The 16,104-nt window shown below is 66.2% G+C and carries 15 protein-coding genes and 1 pseudogene; 2 read left to right on the top strand and 14 right to left on the bottom strand.

The features are described 5' to 3' along the window. The coding region (locus H5T60_03315; protein ID MBC7241459.1) for a hypothetical protein at positions 1–1,139 on the bottom strand (1,139 nt) is incomplete at its 3' end. A gap of 159 nt (positions 1,140–1,298) precedes the next feature. Between H5T60_03315 and H5T60_03310 the strand changes: the two genes are divergently transcribed. Then, positions 1,299–3,533 carry a VWA domain-containing protein gene (locus H5T60_03310; protein ID MBC7241458.1) on the top strand — a complete coding sequence of 745 codons (2,235 nt, stop codon included), beginning with the start codon at positions 1,299–1,301 and terminating at the stop codon, positions 3,531–3,533. A 50-nt stretch (positions 3,534–3,583) separates the two neighbouring features. On the opposite strand, the gene H5T60_03305 is transcribed toward H5T60_03310, so the two are convergent. The 12 genes from H5T60_03305 to scpB all read right to left on the bottom strand — a co-directional run bounded on the left by H5T60_03305 (position 3,584) and on the right by scpB (position 14,568). Then, entirely contained in the window at positions 3,584–4,387 is an 804-nt protein-coding gene (locus H5T60_03305; GenBank protein ID MBC7241457.1) for a lysophospholipase, read from the bottom strand. Positions 4,388–4,390: 3 nt separating this feature from the next. Further along, on the bottom strand, positions 4,391–4,828 hold the full coding sequence (locus tag H5T60_03300) for a D-tyrosyl-tRNA(Tyr) deacylase (GenBank protein MBC7241456.1): 438 nt from the start codon (positions 4,826–4,828) through the stop codon (positions 4,391–4,393). A 7-nt stretch (positions 4,829–4,835) separates the two neighbouring features. Then, complete coding sequence (locus H5T60_03295; protein ID MBC7241455.1) at positions 4,836–6,005, bottom strand: hypothetical protein; 1,170 nt, start codon at positions 6,003–6,005, stop codon at positions 4,836–4,838. 16 nt (positions 6,006–6,021) lie between these two features. Beyond that, positions 6,022–6,975: a DMT family transporter gene (locus H5T60_03290; GenBank protein MBC7241454.1), complete on the bottom strand. Its 954-nt coding sequence runs from the start codon at positions 6,973–6,975 to the stop codon at positions 6,022–6,024. Next, positions 6,947–7,780 (bottom strand): VWA domain-containing protein, encoded by an 834-nt coding sequence (locus H5T60_03285; GenBank protein ID MBC7241453.1) that lies wholly within the window; start codon positions 7,778–7,780, stop codon positions 6,947–6,949. The genes H5T60_03290 and H5T60_03285 overlap by 29 nt, the downstream gene beginning before the upstream one ends. 155 nt (positions 7,781–7,935) lie before the next feature. Beyond that, positions 7,936–8,988 (bottom strand): ATP-binding protein, encoded by a 1,053-nt coding sequence (locus H5T60_03280; protein ID MBC7241452.1) that lies wholly within the window; start codon positions 8,986–8,988, stop codon positions 7,936–7,938. A 247-nt stretch (positions 8,989–9,235) separates the two neighbouring features. Beyond that, complete coding sequence (locus tag H5T60_03275) at positions 9,236–10,555, bottom strand: DUF512 domain-containing protein (GenBank protein ID MBC7241451.1); 1,320 nt, start codon at positions 10,553–10,555, stop codon at positions 9,236–9,238. Further along, a complete protein-coding gene (locus tag H5T60_03270) occupies positions 10,527–11,288 on the bottom strand; it encodes a 1-acyl-sn-glycerol-3-phosphate acyltransferase (GenBank protein MBC7241450.1) in 762 nt (253 codons plus the stop codon). The genes H5T60_03275 and H5T60_03270 overlap by 29 nt, the downstream gene beginning before the upstream one ends. After that, positions 11,272–11,952 (bottom strand): (d)CMP kinase, encoded by a 681-nt coding sequence (locus tag H5T60_03265; protein MBC7241449.1) that lies wholly within the window; start codon positions 11,950–11,952, stop codon positions 11,272–11,274. The genes H5T60_03270 and H5T60_03265 overlap by 17 nt, the downstream gene beginning before the upstream one ends. A 5-nt stretch (positions 11,953–11,957) precedes the next feature. Continuing rightward, positions 11,958–12,851, bottom strand: coding sequence for an rRNA pseudouridine synthase (locus H5T60_03260; protein ID MBC7241448.1), 894 nt, complete (start codon positions 12,849–12,851; stop codon positions 11,958–11,960). An 8-nt stretch (positions 12,852–12,859) separates the two neighbouring features. Continuing rightward, on the bottom strand, positions 12,860–13,951 hold the full coding sequence (locus H5T60_03255) for a D-alanyl-D-alanine carboxypeptidase (GenBank protein MBC7241447.1): 1,092 nt from the start codon (positions 13,949–13,951) through the stop codon (positions 12,860–12,862). A 5-nt stretch (positions 13,952–13,956) separates the two neighbouring features. Next, entirely contained in the window at positions 13,957–14,568 is a 612-nt protein-coding gene (gene scpB / locus H5T60_03250; GenBank protein ID MBC7241446.1) for an SMC-Scp complex subunit ScpB, read from the bottom strand. 141 nt (positions 14,569–14,709) lie between these two features. On the opposite strand from scpB, the gene H5T60_03245 reads away from it, so the two are divergent. Further along, on the top strand, positions 14,710–15,234 hold the full coding sequence (locus H5T60_03245) for a hypothetical protein (GenBank protein ID MBC7241445.1): 525 nt from the start codon (positions 14,710–14,712) through the stop codon (positions 15,232–15,234). Here the strand turns inward: H5T60_03245 and amaP are convergent. After that, positions 15,193–15,819: pseudogene (gene amaP / locus H5T60_03240) on the bottom strand (alkaline shock response membrane anchor protein AmaP). The gene H5T60_03245 and the pseudogene amaP sit on opposite strands and share 42 nt — an antisense overlap. Positions 15,820–16,104: the final 285 nt, after the last annotated feature.

Below are 16,104 nucleotides of genomic sequence, written 5' to 3'. Positions count from 1 at the left end.
AACACATCGCCGATGCCTTCCCGATAGGCGATGCGGCGGAAAAGCTCCGCCCAAAAGCGCGGGTCATCCAGGTCAATGGGCAGGCCGTCTATCTCCGCGCGCAGGCCGCTGTCCCGCCAGTAGCGCAGAAGGGGGAGGATGCCGAAGACCAGGTCCCAATGGTTGATGCCGTAATCGTTGGATAACTGCGCCAGCTCGAAGCCGGCCTCAAAGCCCAGCTTCCAATCATAAAAGGTGCCCGGCAGTCCGGGGAAAATCGGGGCGACGCAGTGCATATGGCCGGACAGCTTGCGGCCGCTCAAAGGGCCGGGTACATTGCGATAATAGTACGAGCCGCCGCCGCATTCGATGCCGCACTGCTGGGTACAGGCGTGATAGCGCAGGCCGTAGCGCTGGACCCGTTCGGGATCGAGCCGGCCCTGCGCCAGCCGACAGCCCTGCCGCGCCTCTTCCAGCACTGCCTTCGTGCGCTCCCAGAGCAGGTCCGGCCGGGCCACCCGCACCGGGCCGGTGCCGCGCACGGCAATGGCCTTCAGGCCTTTATCCCCCATGACGGCGCCGAAACCACCTTGGCCGGCGGCCGATTCGGTCTCGGTCTGAATGACGGCGATGCGGCTTCGGTTCTCGCCGGCCGGCCCGATGCACAGGATACGCCAGCCCTTGCCCAGCTCCTCCTGGAGCATTTGCTGTGTCGTCAGGATGCCCTGGCCCCACAGATGGCCGGCCGGCCGGATTTCCACACGGCGATCCTCGATCAGCAGGTAGACCGGCCGCTCCACCTTGCCGACGATCACCAGACCGTCATAGCCGGCGTATTTCAGGGACGCGCCCCAGTGCGCGCCGAAATTGGCGCGGCTGAACCACTCATGGGGATAGCCCTGGGGCGCATGGCTGGCCACACTGGTGCGGCCGGAAAAGGGCGCGATGGTGCCGGTCAGTGGACCGGGGAAGAACATCAACAGGTTGGCCTCATTGAAGGCGCCAATGCCGGCCGGCATCTTCTCCCAGGCCAGCCGCGCCTCGATGCCCCGCCCGCCGATATAATCGCCGGCGTACGGCGCCGTGTCCATCTCCTCCACCCGGCCGGCGGAGAGATCCACCCACAGGAACCGGCCCACCCAACCGAACCATTCGCCCATACCCATTCCTCCTGCGGCATTGCTGGCGCTATTCTACCATGAAACCCGCGGAGGGCGAAACAGGGCGCCGGCCGGAACAGGGAACGAAGCGAGCCTCGCCGGCGTCTGAAGAGCAGGAATGTGCGGAGCGGATGTCTCGCCTTGTGATGGAGGAGAGCCATGAAACGTGCCTGGTATGCTTGGCTGGTAGGACTGATCGTATTGGCGGCCTGCCTGGCGCCCGCACCGCCGGCTCTGGCCGACGGCATCATCATCCCGGAACCGCCGCCCAGCCCGATCATTGAGCCGCCGGCCCTCATTATCCGCTATCACCACGTGGAAGTGCGCATCGAGGGTTCCGTGGCGGAGACGAAAGTGGATCAGGTCTTCGTCAACGAGTCGCGGTTCCCGGTCGAGGGGATGTACGTTTTCCCCCTGCCGGAGGACGCCGCCATTTCGCAGTTCGACCTGATTGTGGATGGCCAGCGGATGGAGGGGAAGCTCCTGGAGCGGGAGGAGGCGCGCCGCATCTATGAGGATATCGTGCGCCGGCAGCGCGATCCCGCCCTGCTGGAATACGTCGGGCGCGGGGCCTTCCAGGCGCGCATTTTCCCCATACCCGCCGGCGGCGAGCGCCGTGTGCAGATCTCTTATACCCAGACACTGCGCCGGGAGAACGGTCTGTACCAGTACGTGTACCCGTTGGACACGGAGCGCTTCTCCGCCCGCCCCATCCAGAGCGTGAGCATCGCGGTGGAGCTATCGGCGGACGCTCCCCTGCGCGCCGTGTATTCCCCCAGCCATGAGGTGGCCGTCGAGCGCCTGGACGATCGGCATGCCCGCATCGGCTATGAGGCGACCCACGTCCTGCCGGACCGCGATTTCGCCCTCTACTTCAGCACCGCCGCCGATCCCTTCGCCGTGAACCTCATCAGCTACCGGCCGGCCGGCGAGGACGGTTATTTCCTGCTGTTCATCACCCCGGATGACCGCCGGCCGCAGGAAGAGATCATCGCCCGGGATGTGGTGCTGGTGCTGGATACCTCCGGCAGTATGCAGGGCCAGAAGATCGAGCAGGCCAGGGCCGCGGCGCGCTATATCCTGGAGCAGTTGCGGCCCGAGGATCGCTTCAACATCATTGACTTCAGCACCGGCGTGCGCAGTTTCTCGCGCCGGCTGGAGCCGGCCAGCCAGGTGCCGGAGGCCATCCGCTATGTGGAGGGACTGCGGGCCGTCGGCGGCACGAACATCCACCGCGCCCTGCTGGAGGCGCTGGCCCTGGCCGAGGATCCCAGCCGGCCCTTCGTGGTGCTGTTCCTGACCGACGGCCTCCCCACGGAGGGCATCACGGACATTGACCGTATCATCCAGGCGGTGGACGAAGCCGCCGGCAAACAGGCCCGCATCTTCGCCTTCGGCGTCGGCTACGACGTCAACACCCTGCTCCTCGACACCATCACCCAGCGGCACGGTGGGGTGGTTACGTATGTCCTGCCCGAGGAGCGCATTGACGAGAAGGTCTCCGCCCTGTATGCGAAGATTAACGCCCCTCTGCTGGTCGCGCCAGCGGTGGACTTCGGGGGCCTGCACGTGATGGAGTTGTATCCGGATCCCCTGCCGGACATTTTCCTGGGGAGCCAACTGGTTATCGCCGGCCGCTACCGCGCCGGCGGGGTCACCACCATTACCCTGCGTGGGGAGGTGAACGGCCGGCCCCAGCAGTATGTCTATGAAGGGGTGCGCTTTGCGGATGCCGGCGGGCCGGCCTTCGTCGCCCGCCTGTGGGCCACGCGCAAGGTCGGCTATCTGCTGGACCAGATTCGCCTGCATGGCGAAAACCGCGAACTGGTGGAGGCGCTCATTGACCTGAGCGTGCGCTACGGCATCATCACGCCGTACACCTCGTTCCTGGTGGAGGAGGAGCAGGATGTGCTGACTCCGGAGGGACGGGCGCAGGCCGTGGAGCAGGAACTGCGCCTGATGGCGCCGGAGCCGGCGGTAGGTGCCGGCGCGGTGGAGAAGAGCATGACGCTTCAGGCCCTGCGCGGCTCCGAACGCGTGGGCCAGGAGATGCCGGCGGAAATCCGTCACGTCGGGGATAGGGCCTTCGTGCTCCGCCAGGGCGTCTGGACCGACACCCGGTATGACCCCTCCCGGATGAAGGCCATCCGGGTTGCCTTCGCCTCGCCGGCGTATTTCCAGCTCCTGGAGCGGTATCCGGAGTGCGCCGGCTATCTGGCGCTGGGGCAGGAGGTGTTGTTCGTCATGGATGGGCAGGCCTATCAGGTCGTGGCAGAGGCCGGCCCTGGGGTCATTACCGAGCGCCTGCCGGCGGAGCCGGCCTCCCGGCTCGACCCGATTTTGCGCTGGCTGAGACAGCTCGACGCGCTGTTCGACAAGATGCCCAAGCGCTGAGCGCAGGCGTAGGTGACAGTCACCTTTGAGGTGACTGTCACCTCACCGCATTAGCAGTGCGCGTCCAGCCAATCGGCCACCAGCTTGTAAATATCCTCTTTGCCGATCTCGTTGAATACCTCGTGATAGAGGCCGTCGAAGATGTGCAGGGTCTTGTCACTGGAGCCGGCGTGCTCGTAGGCATAGCGGCCGGCCTCCGGACTGACCAGCTTGTCCTCCCCGCCGTGCAGACACAGCAGTGGGATGCGGATTTCCGGTATCCGCGGGAGCGCCCAGTCCGCCTTGCGCAGCATCTCCGCGGCGGTGCGGGCCATCACCTTGCCCCGATAATTCAACGGGTCGGTGTCGTAATCGCGGGCGATCTCCTGGAGGGGCAGGCGTGGGGCCACGGCCGCCAGGACCCGGCTGACGAATTTGAGGAGCGGAGACACGCCGGCGCCCGGCATCAATCCCGCGCCGGACAGCACGACGCCGGCAAGCCGCTCCTGATGGAGGATAGCAAAACACGTCGCCAGCAGGCCGCCCATGGAATGGCCGATGACGAAGGTCTTCAGGCCCGGATGCTCCCCCTGGGCGATGTCCAGCAGTTTGCGCAAGTCCTCCAGCATGTAATCCATGCTGTCGATGAGGGCCTTCTCCCCCTGGGAGCGGCCGTGACAGCGCAGGTCCGGGGCATAGATGCCGTAGCCGCGCCCGGTGAGGAACTCGGCCAGGGCCAGATAGCGGCCGGCATGTTCGGCGTAGCCGTGGATCAGCAGGATGATGGCACGGGGAGGCCGGCCCTCCGGCGCCCAGTACCGGTAGAAAATGCGGAGCCCCTTTGCTCCCTCGAACGTCCCTTCCTGTGTGAGCATGGTTCACCTCTCCAGAATAATGGTAACCGGACCGTCGTTGTAGATTTCCACCAGCATCATCGCTTGGAATACCCCGGTCTGGACGGGAACCCCTTCCTCGCGCAGAAATTCCACGAAGCGATCGATCAGCGGGGAGGCGATCTCGGGCGGGGCGGCATCCACAAAGCTGGGGCGGAAGCCCTTGCGCGCGTCACCGTACAGGGTGAACTGCGAGATGACCAGCGCCTCTCCACCCACATCGCGCACGGAGAGGTTCATCTTGCCCTGTTCGTCCTCGAAGATGCGCAGGCCGGCGATCTTGTGGGCCAGCCAGCGCGCTTGCTCCTCGGTATCGCCCTGGCGCACCCCGATAAGCACGTTCAAACCTTTGCCAATCTGCCCGACCACCTTGCCATCTACGCTCACGGATGAGCGCACCACCCGCTGTACGACAGCCCGCATAGCCCTCTTATCCCTCCTGCTGAGCGGTGTGTGCCGGCCTGTTCCCTGCTACCTTCTGGATCGCGGCCAGGAATTCCCCTCGCGCATCTTCTGGCAGGACATGTTCCACCAGCCCCCTAGTATGCCAGACCACCCACTCCTCGGACACGGGGACATCCACCATCTCGAGCATGTCCTGGAGGGCTTCGCGGAAGGCCGGCAGGGCTTCCGCCGGCTCCCCATGTTTGGCCTGATAAAGGGAGCGGTACATGCGGAACCAGGCCGCGCCTTCCAGCGCCGGTGTGCCGGCCTCCAGCGCCGATGCCATTTTCTCCTGGTCATCCAGGCGCAGGGCACACTCCATCCAGGCATCGAATTTCAGCCGCTGATCGTCCAGCGGCTCCCGCACTACCCGCCACCATTCGTCCCTGGCCCAGTCCATTTTGCCCTGCGCGGCGGCCACCAGGCCCCGCAAGAGGCCCCGGCCGGCCAGCTCCGGTATGCGGTCCGCGTACTCGATCGCCCGGGCATAATCCTGCCGCTTCAGAAAGGCCTGCACGATAAAGGGATAGGGGATGCGGCGCTCGTTGGTCGCTCCTATACGAGGCAGAAGCTCGTCAAGCTCTTCCAGCCGGCCGGCCTGGAGCAGTGCCTCGATATAGGTTCTCCAGTAGTGGTTGATATTCCATTCCGTCTCTTCTCTCTGGGGGTCGTCTTCCTGGGGAGGTGCCGGCACCTCCGTGTGTTCCAGCACCTGCAGTGCCAGCTCCGGCGCCAGGGCTTTCAGCGCAAGCCGCGCCAGTTCCAGGCGCTGGGCGAACGACAGGTCGGAAGCGTTCACCAGGCCGGCGATCTGCTCCCGGGCCTTCTCCAGCTCTCCCAGGTACACGTCGGCAAAGGCCAGCACGAGCTGGGTAAAGTGCTCTTCCGCCGGCATGACCCGCTGAATGCAGTCCCGGAAGGAACGCACCCGCTCCACCAAGCCGTGCTCCCCCGCGATCCGCAGTCCTTCCGTACAGGCCATGGCGAAGAGCGACCAGGTTTCAGGGCGCTTCCGCAGGGTCTCATAGCGCAGCCGGCTGAGGCTCTTGCTGATCCGCTCCAGCATCTCCGCGGCTTTGTCATATTCCCTGGCGCGGAAATGCTGGAGCGCTTGGTCCATCAGCTCCCGGTACAAGCTTGCTGTCGACTCGGACATTCCTGGCTCCTTCCTGTTATGGATTTCGGTTATCGAGTGCACTGCTTCCCTGGGAAGCGAGCGCCTTCCCTGCGCCAGGGCGCCAGAGCGCCGGCATCAGCTCTGCGACCAGCATGCCGGCCAGGATGAGGCCGGCGCCGGCGAGGGAGCGCGGCCCCAGGCGTTCGCCAATCAGCCAGAAGCTGAACAGCCCGGCCCACACCGGCTCCATGGCGAATATCAGCGCCGTATGCGTCGGTGAGGTGAAGCGCTGGGCCACCGTTTGGATGCCAAAGGCGACCGTCGTGGCGGCCACGCCGGTGAACGCGGCCGCCCCCATCACCTCCGCCGGCAGGGCCGGCCACGGCCACTCGGTCAGCAGGGAGATCCCCAGGCTGAGGAACATCACCGTGGCAATCTGCACGGCCAGCAAGGTCAGGCTGTCCATGCGCGGGGAAAAGGCCCCCAGGGCGATGATGTGCATGGCGAAGGACACCGCGCAGGCCAGCACCAATATATCGCCGAGCACCACGGTAAGTTCGCCCTGCCAGGTGAGCAGGGCCAGGCCGGCGGTGGCCATGATAACGCCGGCGACGGCGGCGCGGTCAGGCGCCTGCCGCAGGAGTGCGGCGGAGAAGAGCGGCACCATGACCACGGAGAGGCCGGTGATGAAGCCGGCCTTGGCCGGCGTGGTGTACTGCAGGCCGAAGGTCTGGAAGGCGTAGCCGGCGAAGAGGGCCAGCCCCACCAGCACCCCGGCACGCAGGGTCGGCCGGTGCCAGGTCTGCCGGCCGGCGCGCCGGCGCCACAGCAGTGCCGGCAGGAGGAACAGCAGGGCCAGCGCGAAGCGGATGGTCAGGAAGGCGAACACCGGGTAATTCGCCACCGCCTCCTTGACCATGACGAAGGTCGCGCCCCAGATAGCGGTGACCACTATCAGGGACAGGTCGGCGATGAGTTGTCTAGGAAGCACTGCGCGGTGTGCCGGCATAGGCTGTCCCCTGCGGGCTGGTGTGCTGTTGCTCCATTTCCTGTCGCACGGTGGCATACAGGTCGGCGGCCTTCAGCTCATGCAGGCAGTAGCACGGGGCGTTCAGGGCCTCTGCCAGCTTCTGGGCCAGGCCGCGGTCGAAGGCGGTGTGCTCCATATTGATCACCACGGAGTGGATGGGGCTGTGCCGGATATAGCGGGCCAGCAACAGGGCCTCTTCCTGGGCGGGGATATCGGTGAGGGAGACATTGCCGGCGCCGTCGGTCAGCAGGATCATCATGGGCATGGTCTCCGGATGCCGGCGCTTCTCCCGCATCAGCACGCGATAGGCCAGCAGGAGGGCGCTGGACAAGGGCGTCTTGCCCCCGACCGGGATGTCCTTCAGCGCCTTCTGGGCCAGCTCCACGCTGTTGGTCAGCGGGAGCACCAGCCGCGCCCGCTCCTTCTGGAAGACGACCAGGCCCACGTAATCGCGGCGCTGATACGCGTCGATGAGCAGGGAGAGGATGGCGCCCTTGGTGGCTTCCATGCGCTTGGCGGCGGCCATGGACCAGCTCGCATCTACGACGAAGAGGATGGCGTTGGAGGCGCGGCGCACCCGCACCTTCTGGCGCAGGTCCTGCTTTTTGATAGTGAAAGCGGTAGAGGTGCGCTGGCGGTGCATCTGATGCGGGGCGGCCTCACGGATAGTGGCGTCCAGGGCTAGGTCGGTCACCCGCCCGTTGGCCGGCCGGCTCCCGATATAGCGGCCGCGCTTGCGCGAGGTCAGGGTGTAACTGCGCTTGCCAGCGGTGCGCCGCACCAGCCGGTCCAGCGGGGATTCCAGCCGGCGGGGCTTGAAGACCTCGCCCACCTTCACCGGCACAGCGGCCTGGCCGAAATGCCCCTGCCCGAGCGGGTCTGCCTGGTGCCCTTTCAGCACATGGCCGCTGAGATTGGGCGTGCCGGGGGCATCAGGGGTTACATCGTTTTTTTTTCCGCAGGTTGGCGGTCGCCGGCCAGCGCCAGGTCATCCCGACGGGCGGCGGTCTGCTGGACGATCTCTGCCACGCGCTGTTCCAGTTCCTGCTGGGCGACCTCGCTCTCCTGGAAGGGCTGGCGCTTGAGCCGATGGGGGAGCGCCAGCTCGGCGGCGCGGGCGATATCCCGCTCGGTGACGCTCAGCCGGCCCTCGAAGGCGGCGTTGGCGATGGCCGTTTTCAGGATGACGATATCGGCGCGGTGGCCGTCCACCTGGAAGGAGCTGGTCAGGCTGGCGATGGTGTACAGGTCATCGTCGGTGTAGGTGACCAGGGGCAGGCGCCGGCGGGCCTCATCGATCTCGTGGGAGAGGCGCTGTTCCTGCGGGAGCCATTTCTGATAGAAGCCGGCGGGGTCCGCCTCATATTCCACATAGCGCTCCATGATGAGCACGCGGTCATGCGGATCACGGATGCCGGTGATTTCCACGCATAGGGCAAAGCGGTCCAGTAACTGCGGCCGCAGTTCGCCTTCCTCGGGGTTCATGGTGCCCACCAGGATGAAGCGCGCCGGGTGCGAGAAGGAAATGCCCTCGCGTTCCACCACGTTGATGCCCATGGCCGCCGAATCCAACAATAAGTCCACCACGTGGTCATCCAGCAGATTGACCTCGTCCACATAGAGCAGGCCGCGGTTGGCGGCGGCCAGCACGCCCGGTTCAAAGTGCCGCTCGCCTTTTTGGATAGCGCGCTCCAGGTCCAGGGTGCCGACCACGCGGTCCTCGGTGGCGCTGACGGGCAGGTCCACGAAGCGGATGCGGCGGGTGGTGACGGGCAGGGTTTCGCCGGCGGCGACCCTGGCCTTGCACTCATCGCAGAAGGTCTCCGGGTGGTCCGGATCACAGCTAAAGCGGCAGTCCGCCACGACGCGGATCTCCGGCAGAAGGGCCGCCAGGGCGCGCGCCGCGGTGGATTTGGCGGTGCCGCGCTCGCCGCGTATCAGCACCCCGCCGATCTGCGGGTTGATGGCGTTGAGGATCAACGCCCGTTTCATCTTTTCCTGGCCGACAATGGCCGTGAACGGGAACAGAGGTGCCACGAATCGTCAACCTCATTCAGATAGTACTCGCCGGCGGGACAGGCGATCCCCTCGCCGGCGCGCTCTATATTATATCCCAATTATCCCATTTGCCCAAATTGCGGGGGAAAGAGGGGCAAAAGGTGACAGAGTTGACAGTCACCTCACTACTACCTCGCCTGCCAGTTGACTGTCACCTGGTAGGTGACTGTCAACTTATGTATCATCGCAACTGCTCCGCCAGCTCCCGCATGGAGTCCACCGTGCACACCTCCGCCCCCAGCTCCTGCGCCAGACGCGCCGGCGTCCAATCATCGATGGTGTACGCCCCCTGGGCGTCGAACATGCGCCGCGGCAGGACGACCAGGGAGGCGCTCTCGCCGGCGGCACGGTACGCCCGCACCACATCCGCGCCGCTCAACAGGCCGGCCACCGTCACTTCCTCCCCCAACAGACGGTTTTCCACGCATAACAGCCGGGTGGGGACCCCGGACCGAACGGAGAATTCCTCCAGCACCGGCGCCAGCACCGGCGCGAACAGCCGGCCGGTGACACAGCAGAGAGCCGGAGCGGTGCCGGCGAACGGACGGATCTGTTCCCGCACCTCCGCCCAGTCATCCAGGAACAGCCGCACCAGCCCGATGCCGTTCTCCACCTGGGGGAAATCATCGTATGCCGCCGCCGGCGGGACGTCCCGGCCGACCATGAGGTACCACTCGTCCGAGGCATAGGCCAGGTTCATCCCATATCGGCGCCGGCAGAGCGCCTGAAAGCGCTCCACCTGCTCCAGCACCGCCGCCGCCTCTTCAGAAGTCGGCCGGCGCAGGGCCGGCCGCGAGAAGCGGGTCAGTCCCACCGGCACCACCCCGATGGACGCCGCGCCGGGGTACAATCCTGCCAAATCCTCCAGGCTCTGCGCCAGCACATCCCCATCGTTCACCCCCGGCACGACCACGATTTGGGTGTGTACGGTGATGTCCAGCTCGATGAGCCGGCGAAGCTGTGCCATGATGGGCGGGGCGTCGCGGCGGCCCAGCAGGCGCCGGCGGACCTCCTCCTGCGTGGCATGCACCGAGACGTACAAGGGACTGAGGCGCTGTTCCTCCAGCCGCTCCCAATCCTCCTCGGTCAAATTGGTCAGGGTGACAAAGCTCCCCTGCAGGAACGACAAGCGGTAGTCATCGTCCTGGATGTACAGGCTGGGGCGCAGGCCGGCGGGAAGCTGTTTCACGAAGCAGAAGGGACAGTGATTGTTGCATTGGCGCAGGCCGTCAAAGAGGTCATCCGAGAAACTGAGCCCGATGTCCTCGCCGTAGCGGCGTTCGGCTTCTTTCTGCAGAAGCCGGCCGTCTCGCCAGACCACGAATTCCACCCATTCCTCAGCGGCGGCGTACTGCACGTCAATGACGTCGCGCACGCGCAGGCCGTTGACCTCCACCAGGCAGTCGCCGGCGCGCAGACCAGCGCGAGCGGCCAGACTGCCGGCGGCGACGCCGATGATTTTTCCGCAGGCCTCAGGCGCTGTTTGCGGGGATGTCTTCATAGCGGATCCACCTGCGCGGGGCCTCGGCCGCATCGGCATAGACGCCGCGCCATTCGGCCGGCAGGAGCCGGGCCAACTCGCCCATGGCCTCGCGTGTCATCTCGCGCACCACCTCGCGGGTGATTTCGACGCCGGCCGGCGCCTGGAAGCGGAAGGGCCGGCCGACGGCCGCCCGCACATGGGTGCGGCGCAGGCGCTGGAGCCGGCGGCGAAAATGCTGTTGTCCAACCAGTCCAATAGGCACCAGCACCGCGCCCGTGCGCAGGGCGAGGAGGGTCATGCCGTCCTTGCCCTCCTGGAGCCGGCCGTGCCCACTGCGCGTGCCCTCCGGCGCTATCAAGAGCGCCTTGCCCTGCTCCAGCACCGACAGCGCACTGCGGTAGGCGTACATGTCCGGCTCGCCGCGCCGCACCGGGATGGCGCCGTAGGCTTTGGCCAGCGGCCCGATCAGCGGATGGCGCAGGTTCTCCACCTTGGAAAGGGGCACGACATCGCGCGGCACCAGCGCACAGGCCAGCACCGGGTCAAGGAAGTTCACGTGATTGATGTAGACGATGAGCGGCCCCTGCCGGGGGATGTTCTCTTTGCCAGTGATTTCAAAGCGGATCAGATGACGGGTCAGGAAGCGAAGCAAACGGTTCAGCACCGAACGCGTCAACCGTGGTATGCGGTAGATGCGGCGCCGCAGTCTTTGCCTTCTGCTGACCATTTGCGGCTCAGTGTTCCGGGTCATGGAGGATCTCCAGCACGCACTGGAACACTTCCTGGATGCCCAGGTTCTCGGTGTCAATAATGATGGCGTCATCCGCCGGCCGCAGAGGAGCCACTGCCCGCGAGCTGTCAATCTCGTCGCGCCGGCGGAGCGTCTCGAGCACTTCCTCGTAGGTGACCTGCTCGCCCCGCTGGAGCTTCTCCAAGTAGCGCCGGCGGGCCCGCTCCTCCAGCGAGGCGGTCAGGTAGAGCTTCAGCTCCGCCTCAGGGAGCACCACCGTGCCGATGTCGCGCCCTACCATGACGATGTGACCGCCCTGGCCGATGCGGCGCTGTTGCTGAGTCAGTGCCGCGCGCACACCCGGGTAGGCGGAGACCGGCGAGACTGCCTTATCCACCTCGTCGCGCCGCAGATCCCAGGTCACATCCTCACCGTCAATGAATACGGAGTACTGCCGGCCGTCTGCCGCCGTCGGCCGGGTGACGTCTATGACGATCTCCTGGGCCAGGCGCGTCAGCGCCGGCTCGTCCTCAATGGGAATGCCGCGGCGGATGGCCTCCCACGTCACTGCCCGATACATGACGCCCGTATCGAAATAAATATAGCCCAGATGTTCCGCCAGCAGGCCCCCCAGCGTGCTCTTGCCCGAGGCCGAAGGCCCGTCAATGGCGATGGTCGAAGGCATTCTGTTCAACGCTGTCCTCTTCCCCCTCGTTCCTTGCGTGGTGATGGATTGCGGCGAGCGGCCGGACGAGATGTCCTTTGGGCAGACGGCCTGGCTTGGCGGGCCGGCTTCGGCTCTTTCTGCGGCCTCTGCGGCTTGCGCGCTTTCTCCACCAGAGCCCGCAGAGCGCGCACCTCCGCCGGCGTCAGATGGCGCCATTCCCCTGGAGCCAGCCGGCCCAGCGTCAGCGGCCCCATCCGGATGCGGATGAGACGCTCCACAGGGTGGCCGAGCTTTTCCAGCATCCGCCGGATCTCGCGCTTGCGGCCCTCCAGCAGGGTGATCTCCAGCCATGTCATTCCCTCGGGTTTGCGCAAGGTCATGCCGGGCGCGCTGGTTGGGACGCCGGCGATGCGCCGGGCCTCCTGGGCCTTCGCTGTACCGTCGGGCAGTTCCACACCGCGCGTCATCTGTTCTAGCACGGCATCGCTCGGTTCCCCGCGCACCAGCGCCAGGTATGTCTTCTGCTGGCCGTAGCGCGGATGGGTCAGGACGTTCGTTACCTCCCCATCATTGGTGAGGAGGATCAGCCCCTCGCTGTCCAGGTCCAGCCGGCCCACCGGATAAACCCGGCCAGGGAGCTCTACCAGGTCCAGCACCGTCTTGCGGCCCCAGCGGTCGCTCGCTGACGAGATCACCCCGACCGGCTTGTTCAGCAGGATATAGATGCGGCCGGCGCCCACCGCGATGATATTGCCGTCTACCGCGATCATGTCGCGAGCCGGGTCCACCTTGGTGCCGAGCTGGGTGACCACCTGCCCGTTGACGGTGACGCGGCCGGCCTTGATCATTTCCTCCGCCGCGCGCCGCGAGGCGACGCCGGCATTGGCCAGCACTTTCTGCAGTCTCTCTTCCGCCATTCCCCGTCCTAATATACCTGATAGACCTGCACGGGCTGTTCCGTGATCAGCCGGTTCCCCACCCAGAAACGCACGGCCTGCCAGCTTCCCTGTCCATCGCCCTGCCATGTCATTCCCAGCCAGGGGGATTCCCATCGCGCCAGCAGTACTTCCACCGCTGTAGGCAGGGCATAGCGCCGGAGGTGGCCCTGCGGATCGGTTTCCGCGCTCAGCCGGCCCGCCGGCAGTTCCAACCGCACCCACTGGTAATGGCCGTAATAAAAGTCCAGCAGTGCCCGCGTATCCGCGTAGCGGTCGGCGCTCCCCAGCACCACTGTGAGAACCCGGTGGCCGTGCCGGGTGGCAGAGGCGACCAGGCATTCGCCGGCGTCATCGGTGGTGCCGGTCTTCACCCCGTCCACCCCGGGATAGGCACCCAGGAGCTGATTGGTGGTGCGGAACTGCCACCCATCCAGCTCCTTCGCCGGCGCGGCAACGATGGCGGCGAAGGTCGGGTTCTTCAGCGCGGCGTTGGCCAGCAGGGCCAGGTCATAGGCGCTGGAATAATGCCCCGCGCTGTCCAGGCCGTGCGGATTGACGAAGTGCGTGTCCTGAAGCCCCAGCTCAGCCGCCAGGGCATTCATCTCTTCGACAAAGCGCTCCTGGGAGCCGGCGGCCGCCACCGCCAGGGCCGCGGCCGCGTCGTTGCCCGAGTTGAGCAGTGTCCCATAGAGCAGGGCTTCCACGGTCAGCGTGTCGCCGGGGGCCAGCCCGATGCGCATGCCCTCGACCTGTACCTCATCGCCCACCGTCACCGTCTGGGACAGATCCAGCCGGCGCAGGGCCACCAGGGCCGTGGCGATTTTGGTCAGGCTGGCCGGCGGCCGGCGCTGGTGCGCGTTCCGCTCGAGCAGGAATTGGCCGGCATCCACATCGTAAATGACCGCGGCCGGCGCGGAAATCCCCGGGCCGGCCCAGGTCTCTGCCAGAAGCCGCGCCTGTTCGGGGTACAGCGCGCTGCCGGCGGTGTCCGAGGTGCGCAGGACCGGCCCAAAGCCCACGTTCAGCAGGGCGGCCAGCCCGATGAGAAGCCCCCACAGCCAGCGCCGGCGTGCCGTCATATCGCTCAGCTCTCCGGGTTCCCCGCCGGGGCACTTTCCTCCGGCTCCAACGGGGGGAGCTGGGAAAGGTCCTCCAGCCCGAAGTACTGGAGAAACTCAAAGGTGGTGCCGTACAGGATGGGCCGGCCGGCCTGCTCCAGCCGGCCGACTTCCTCGATCAATCCTCGGCTCACCAGGGTGCGCAGGACGGAATCGGACTGCACACCGCGAATCGCATCCACTTCGGCGCGGGTGATGGGCTGGCGGTAGGCGACGATGGCCAGGGTCTCCAGCGCCGCCGGCGAGAGCCGGCTGGTGACATCCAGCCCCAGGAAGCGCTCGACCACCTCCGCGGTCTCCGGCGCGGTGACCATCTGGACGCGGCGGCCCTTGCGCTGGAGACGCACCCCGCGCGTTGCGCACTGCCCCCGCAGGATGTCCAGTGTCTGCTCCACCATCTCCTGGTCCACCATGAGGGTGGCGGCCAGGCGCTCCACCGAGACCGGCTCATCGGCGACGAACAAGATGGCTTCGACGAAGGGCACCAGGTCCGCCGGCGCGGACGCCGCCGGCCTCTGCTCCTGCTCGCCGGCCGGCGCCTGTTCTACATCCTGGTGCGGTGCTTCCTCCTGGGGCATCCGAGATATGCTCCCTTCCTTGCCGGGGTATTGCCAGTTATTGACGATATATTACAATAGATTGGCCAAAGGACAAAATGACAGCGGGGAGCATCCCTCTCGCGGGATATGGACGTCATGCGCGGAGCAAGGTGGAAACGGGTGTTGATAGGCCTTATGGCGGCATTGGTGCTCGCGGCGTTGTTGTTCCGCGCCCTCGCGCCCGCCGGCTGTCCTCCTGACTGGCGGGACATGCCCTGCCCGGGCGAAAGCCGGCAGGTCCTGGAACGCCTGATCGCCGGCCGCGAGGTTTCCGCGGCGATGACGCCGGCACAGTTCCAGGCCCTTGCCCGCTGTCTGGTCGCGGACCCTTCGCGCGCGGTGCTGGCCGGCCTGCAGGTGGAATTCGCCCCGGGGGAGTGCGACGCCGCACTGCGATTCCGGCGCATCCTGGCCTGGCCGCTGTGCCTGCGGATGCGCTGGCGGCTGGAAAGTGGCGGCGCCGGCCGATGGCGGTGGGCATGCCAGGAGATTCAGATAGGCCGGCTAGAGATGCCGGCCTTGCTCTGCGCGGTGCTCTCGCGCCAGGCCAACCGGTGGTGGGAAGAGCGGGTTACCCTGGGCTGGGATATCCAGCGCCTGGAATTATCCGGGGGGCTGGTCGAGTTCGTCAGCCGGCGGCGGTGAGGGGGCCGGCGCCGGCGGAGGTGGAGGAGGCGGCGGCGCGGAAATGACCGCCGGCTCCTTCGGGAAAGGCGCACTGCGCACCTGCACCCGCACGCGGCGCAGTCTCAGCCCCATCTTGTCCTCCACCTGCTCGCGCACCACGGCCAGCACTTCCTCGGTCTTCATCGGCACATCCACCTGCGGCGCCGTCTCCAGGTCAATGCGCACATCCACCCCACTGCCGCGCGCCCAGACGGCGGGGGTAACGCGGGAGACGTCGGACAGCCGGCCGATATACCATGCCAGCCGGCGGGCCACCGACTCGGTCAGCAGGAAGGCCTTGCCCCCGCTGACCTTGCGGATGGGCACCATCTTGCGGCGCGGCCGGCGCAGTTCCAGGATGATGAGCAGGAGGCACAGCAGGCCGATGAGGATGCCGCCGGCCAGCATGATGGGCCAGGTGTAGGGGTTGATCTGGGCTTCGGCCCAGTCCAGGAAATTGCGGACGACGGAGATCGTGGCGAAGGGCCAGCGCAGTGTGACCACCACCAGGGCGATGATGGCGATGAATAACAGTACCATGATGATGCGGTTGAAGACGTTCATCGGACGTTTCCTCCTTTCGCCGACCTGGCCGTGAACGCGTCCCCTCCGGTGCTGATTTCATTATACACCAGGCGGAGCCGGACGTCCAGAGGTACCGCGAATATCGAAAAAGCACTGCCCCTACATCCGGTTCCGAAACCCATCCCCGATCCGCCGGCTCGTTTGCTCCCCCTCGGACATACCGTGTTCGTGACCTTTTGACATCCTCGAAAAAAGCCTCTTGACAGCTTTTTTGTTCTATGGTATAGTATTTCCAGCAAATGGTACAAAGGATATCCGTATGCT

It is taken from the genome of Anaerolineae bacterium (genome assembly GCA_014360855.1).
Classification (GTDB): domain Bacteria; phylum Chloroflexota; class Anaerolineae; order JACIWP01; family JACIWP01; genus JACIWP01.
Note: the sequence above shows the minus strand (reverse complement) of the source record. Positions and strands in the feature narration are given on the sequence as shown.

Bases quoted from the DNA above. Each gene is read 5' to 3' on its own strand.
- H5T60_03310 (MBC7241458.1), top strand. From the start codon at position 1,299: ATGAAACGTGCCTGGTATGCTTGGCTGGTAGGACTGATCGTATTGGCG.
- H5T60_03305 (MBC7241457.1), bottom strand. From the start codon at position 4,387: ATGCTCACACAGGAAGGGACGTTCGAGGGAGCAAAGGGGCTCCGCATT.
- H5T60_03300 (MBC7241456.1), bottom strand. From the start codon at position 4,828: ATGCGGGCTGTCGTACAGCGGGTGGTGCGCTCATCCGTGAGCGTAGAT.
- H5T60_03295 (MBC7241455.1), bottom strand. From the start codon at position 6,005: ATGTCCGAGTCGACAGCAAGCTTGTACCGGGAGCTGATGGACCAAGCG.
- H5T60_03290 (MBC7241454.1), bottom strand. From the start codon at position 6,975: ATGCCGGCACACCGCGCAGTGCTTCCTAGACAACTCATCGCCGACCTG.
- H5T60_03280 (MBC7241452.1), bottom strand. From the start codon at position 8,988: ATGAAACGGGCGTTGATCCTCAACGCCATCAACCCGCAGATCGGCGGG.
- H5T60_03275 (MBC7241451.1), bottom strand. From the start codon at position 10,555: ATGAAGACATCCCCGCAAACAGCGCCTGAGGCCTGCGGAAAAATCATC.
- H5T60_03270 (MBC7241450.1), bottom strand. From the start codon at position 11,288: ATGACCCGGAACACTGAGCCGCAAATGGTCAGCAGAAGGCAAAGACTG.
- H5T60_03265 (MBC7241449.1), bottom strand. From the start codon at position 11,952: ATGCCTTCGACCATCGCCATTGACGGGCCTTCGGCCTCGGGCAAGAGC.
- H5T60_03260 (MBC7241448.1), bottom strand. From the start codon at position 12,851: ATGGCGGAAGAGAGACTGCAGAAAGTGCTGGCCAATGCCGGCGTCGCC.
- H5T60_03255 (MBC7241447.1), bottom strand. From the start codon at position 13,951: ATGACGGCACGCCGGCGCTGGCTGTGGGGGCTTCTCATCGGGCTGGCC.
- scpB (MBC7241446.1), bottom strand. From the start codon at position 14,568: ATGCCCCAGGAGGAAGCACCGCACCAGGATGTAGAACAGGCGCCGGCC.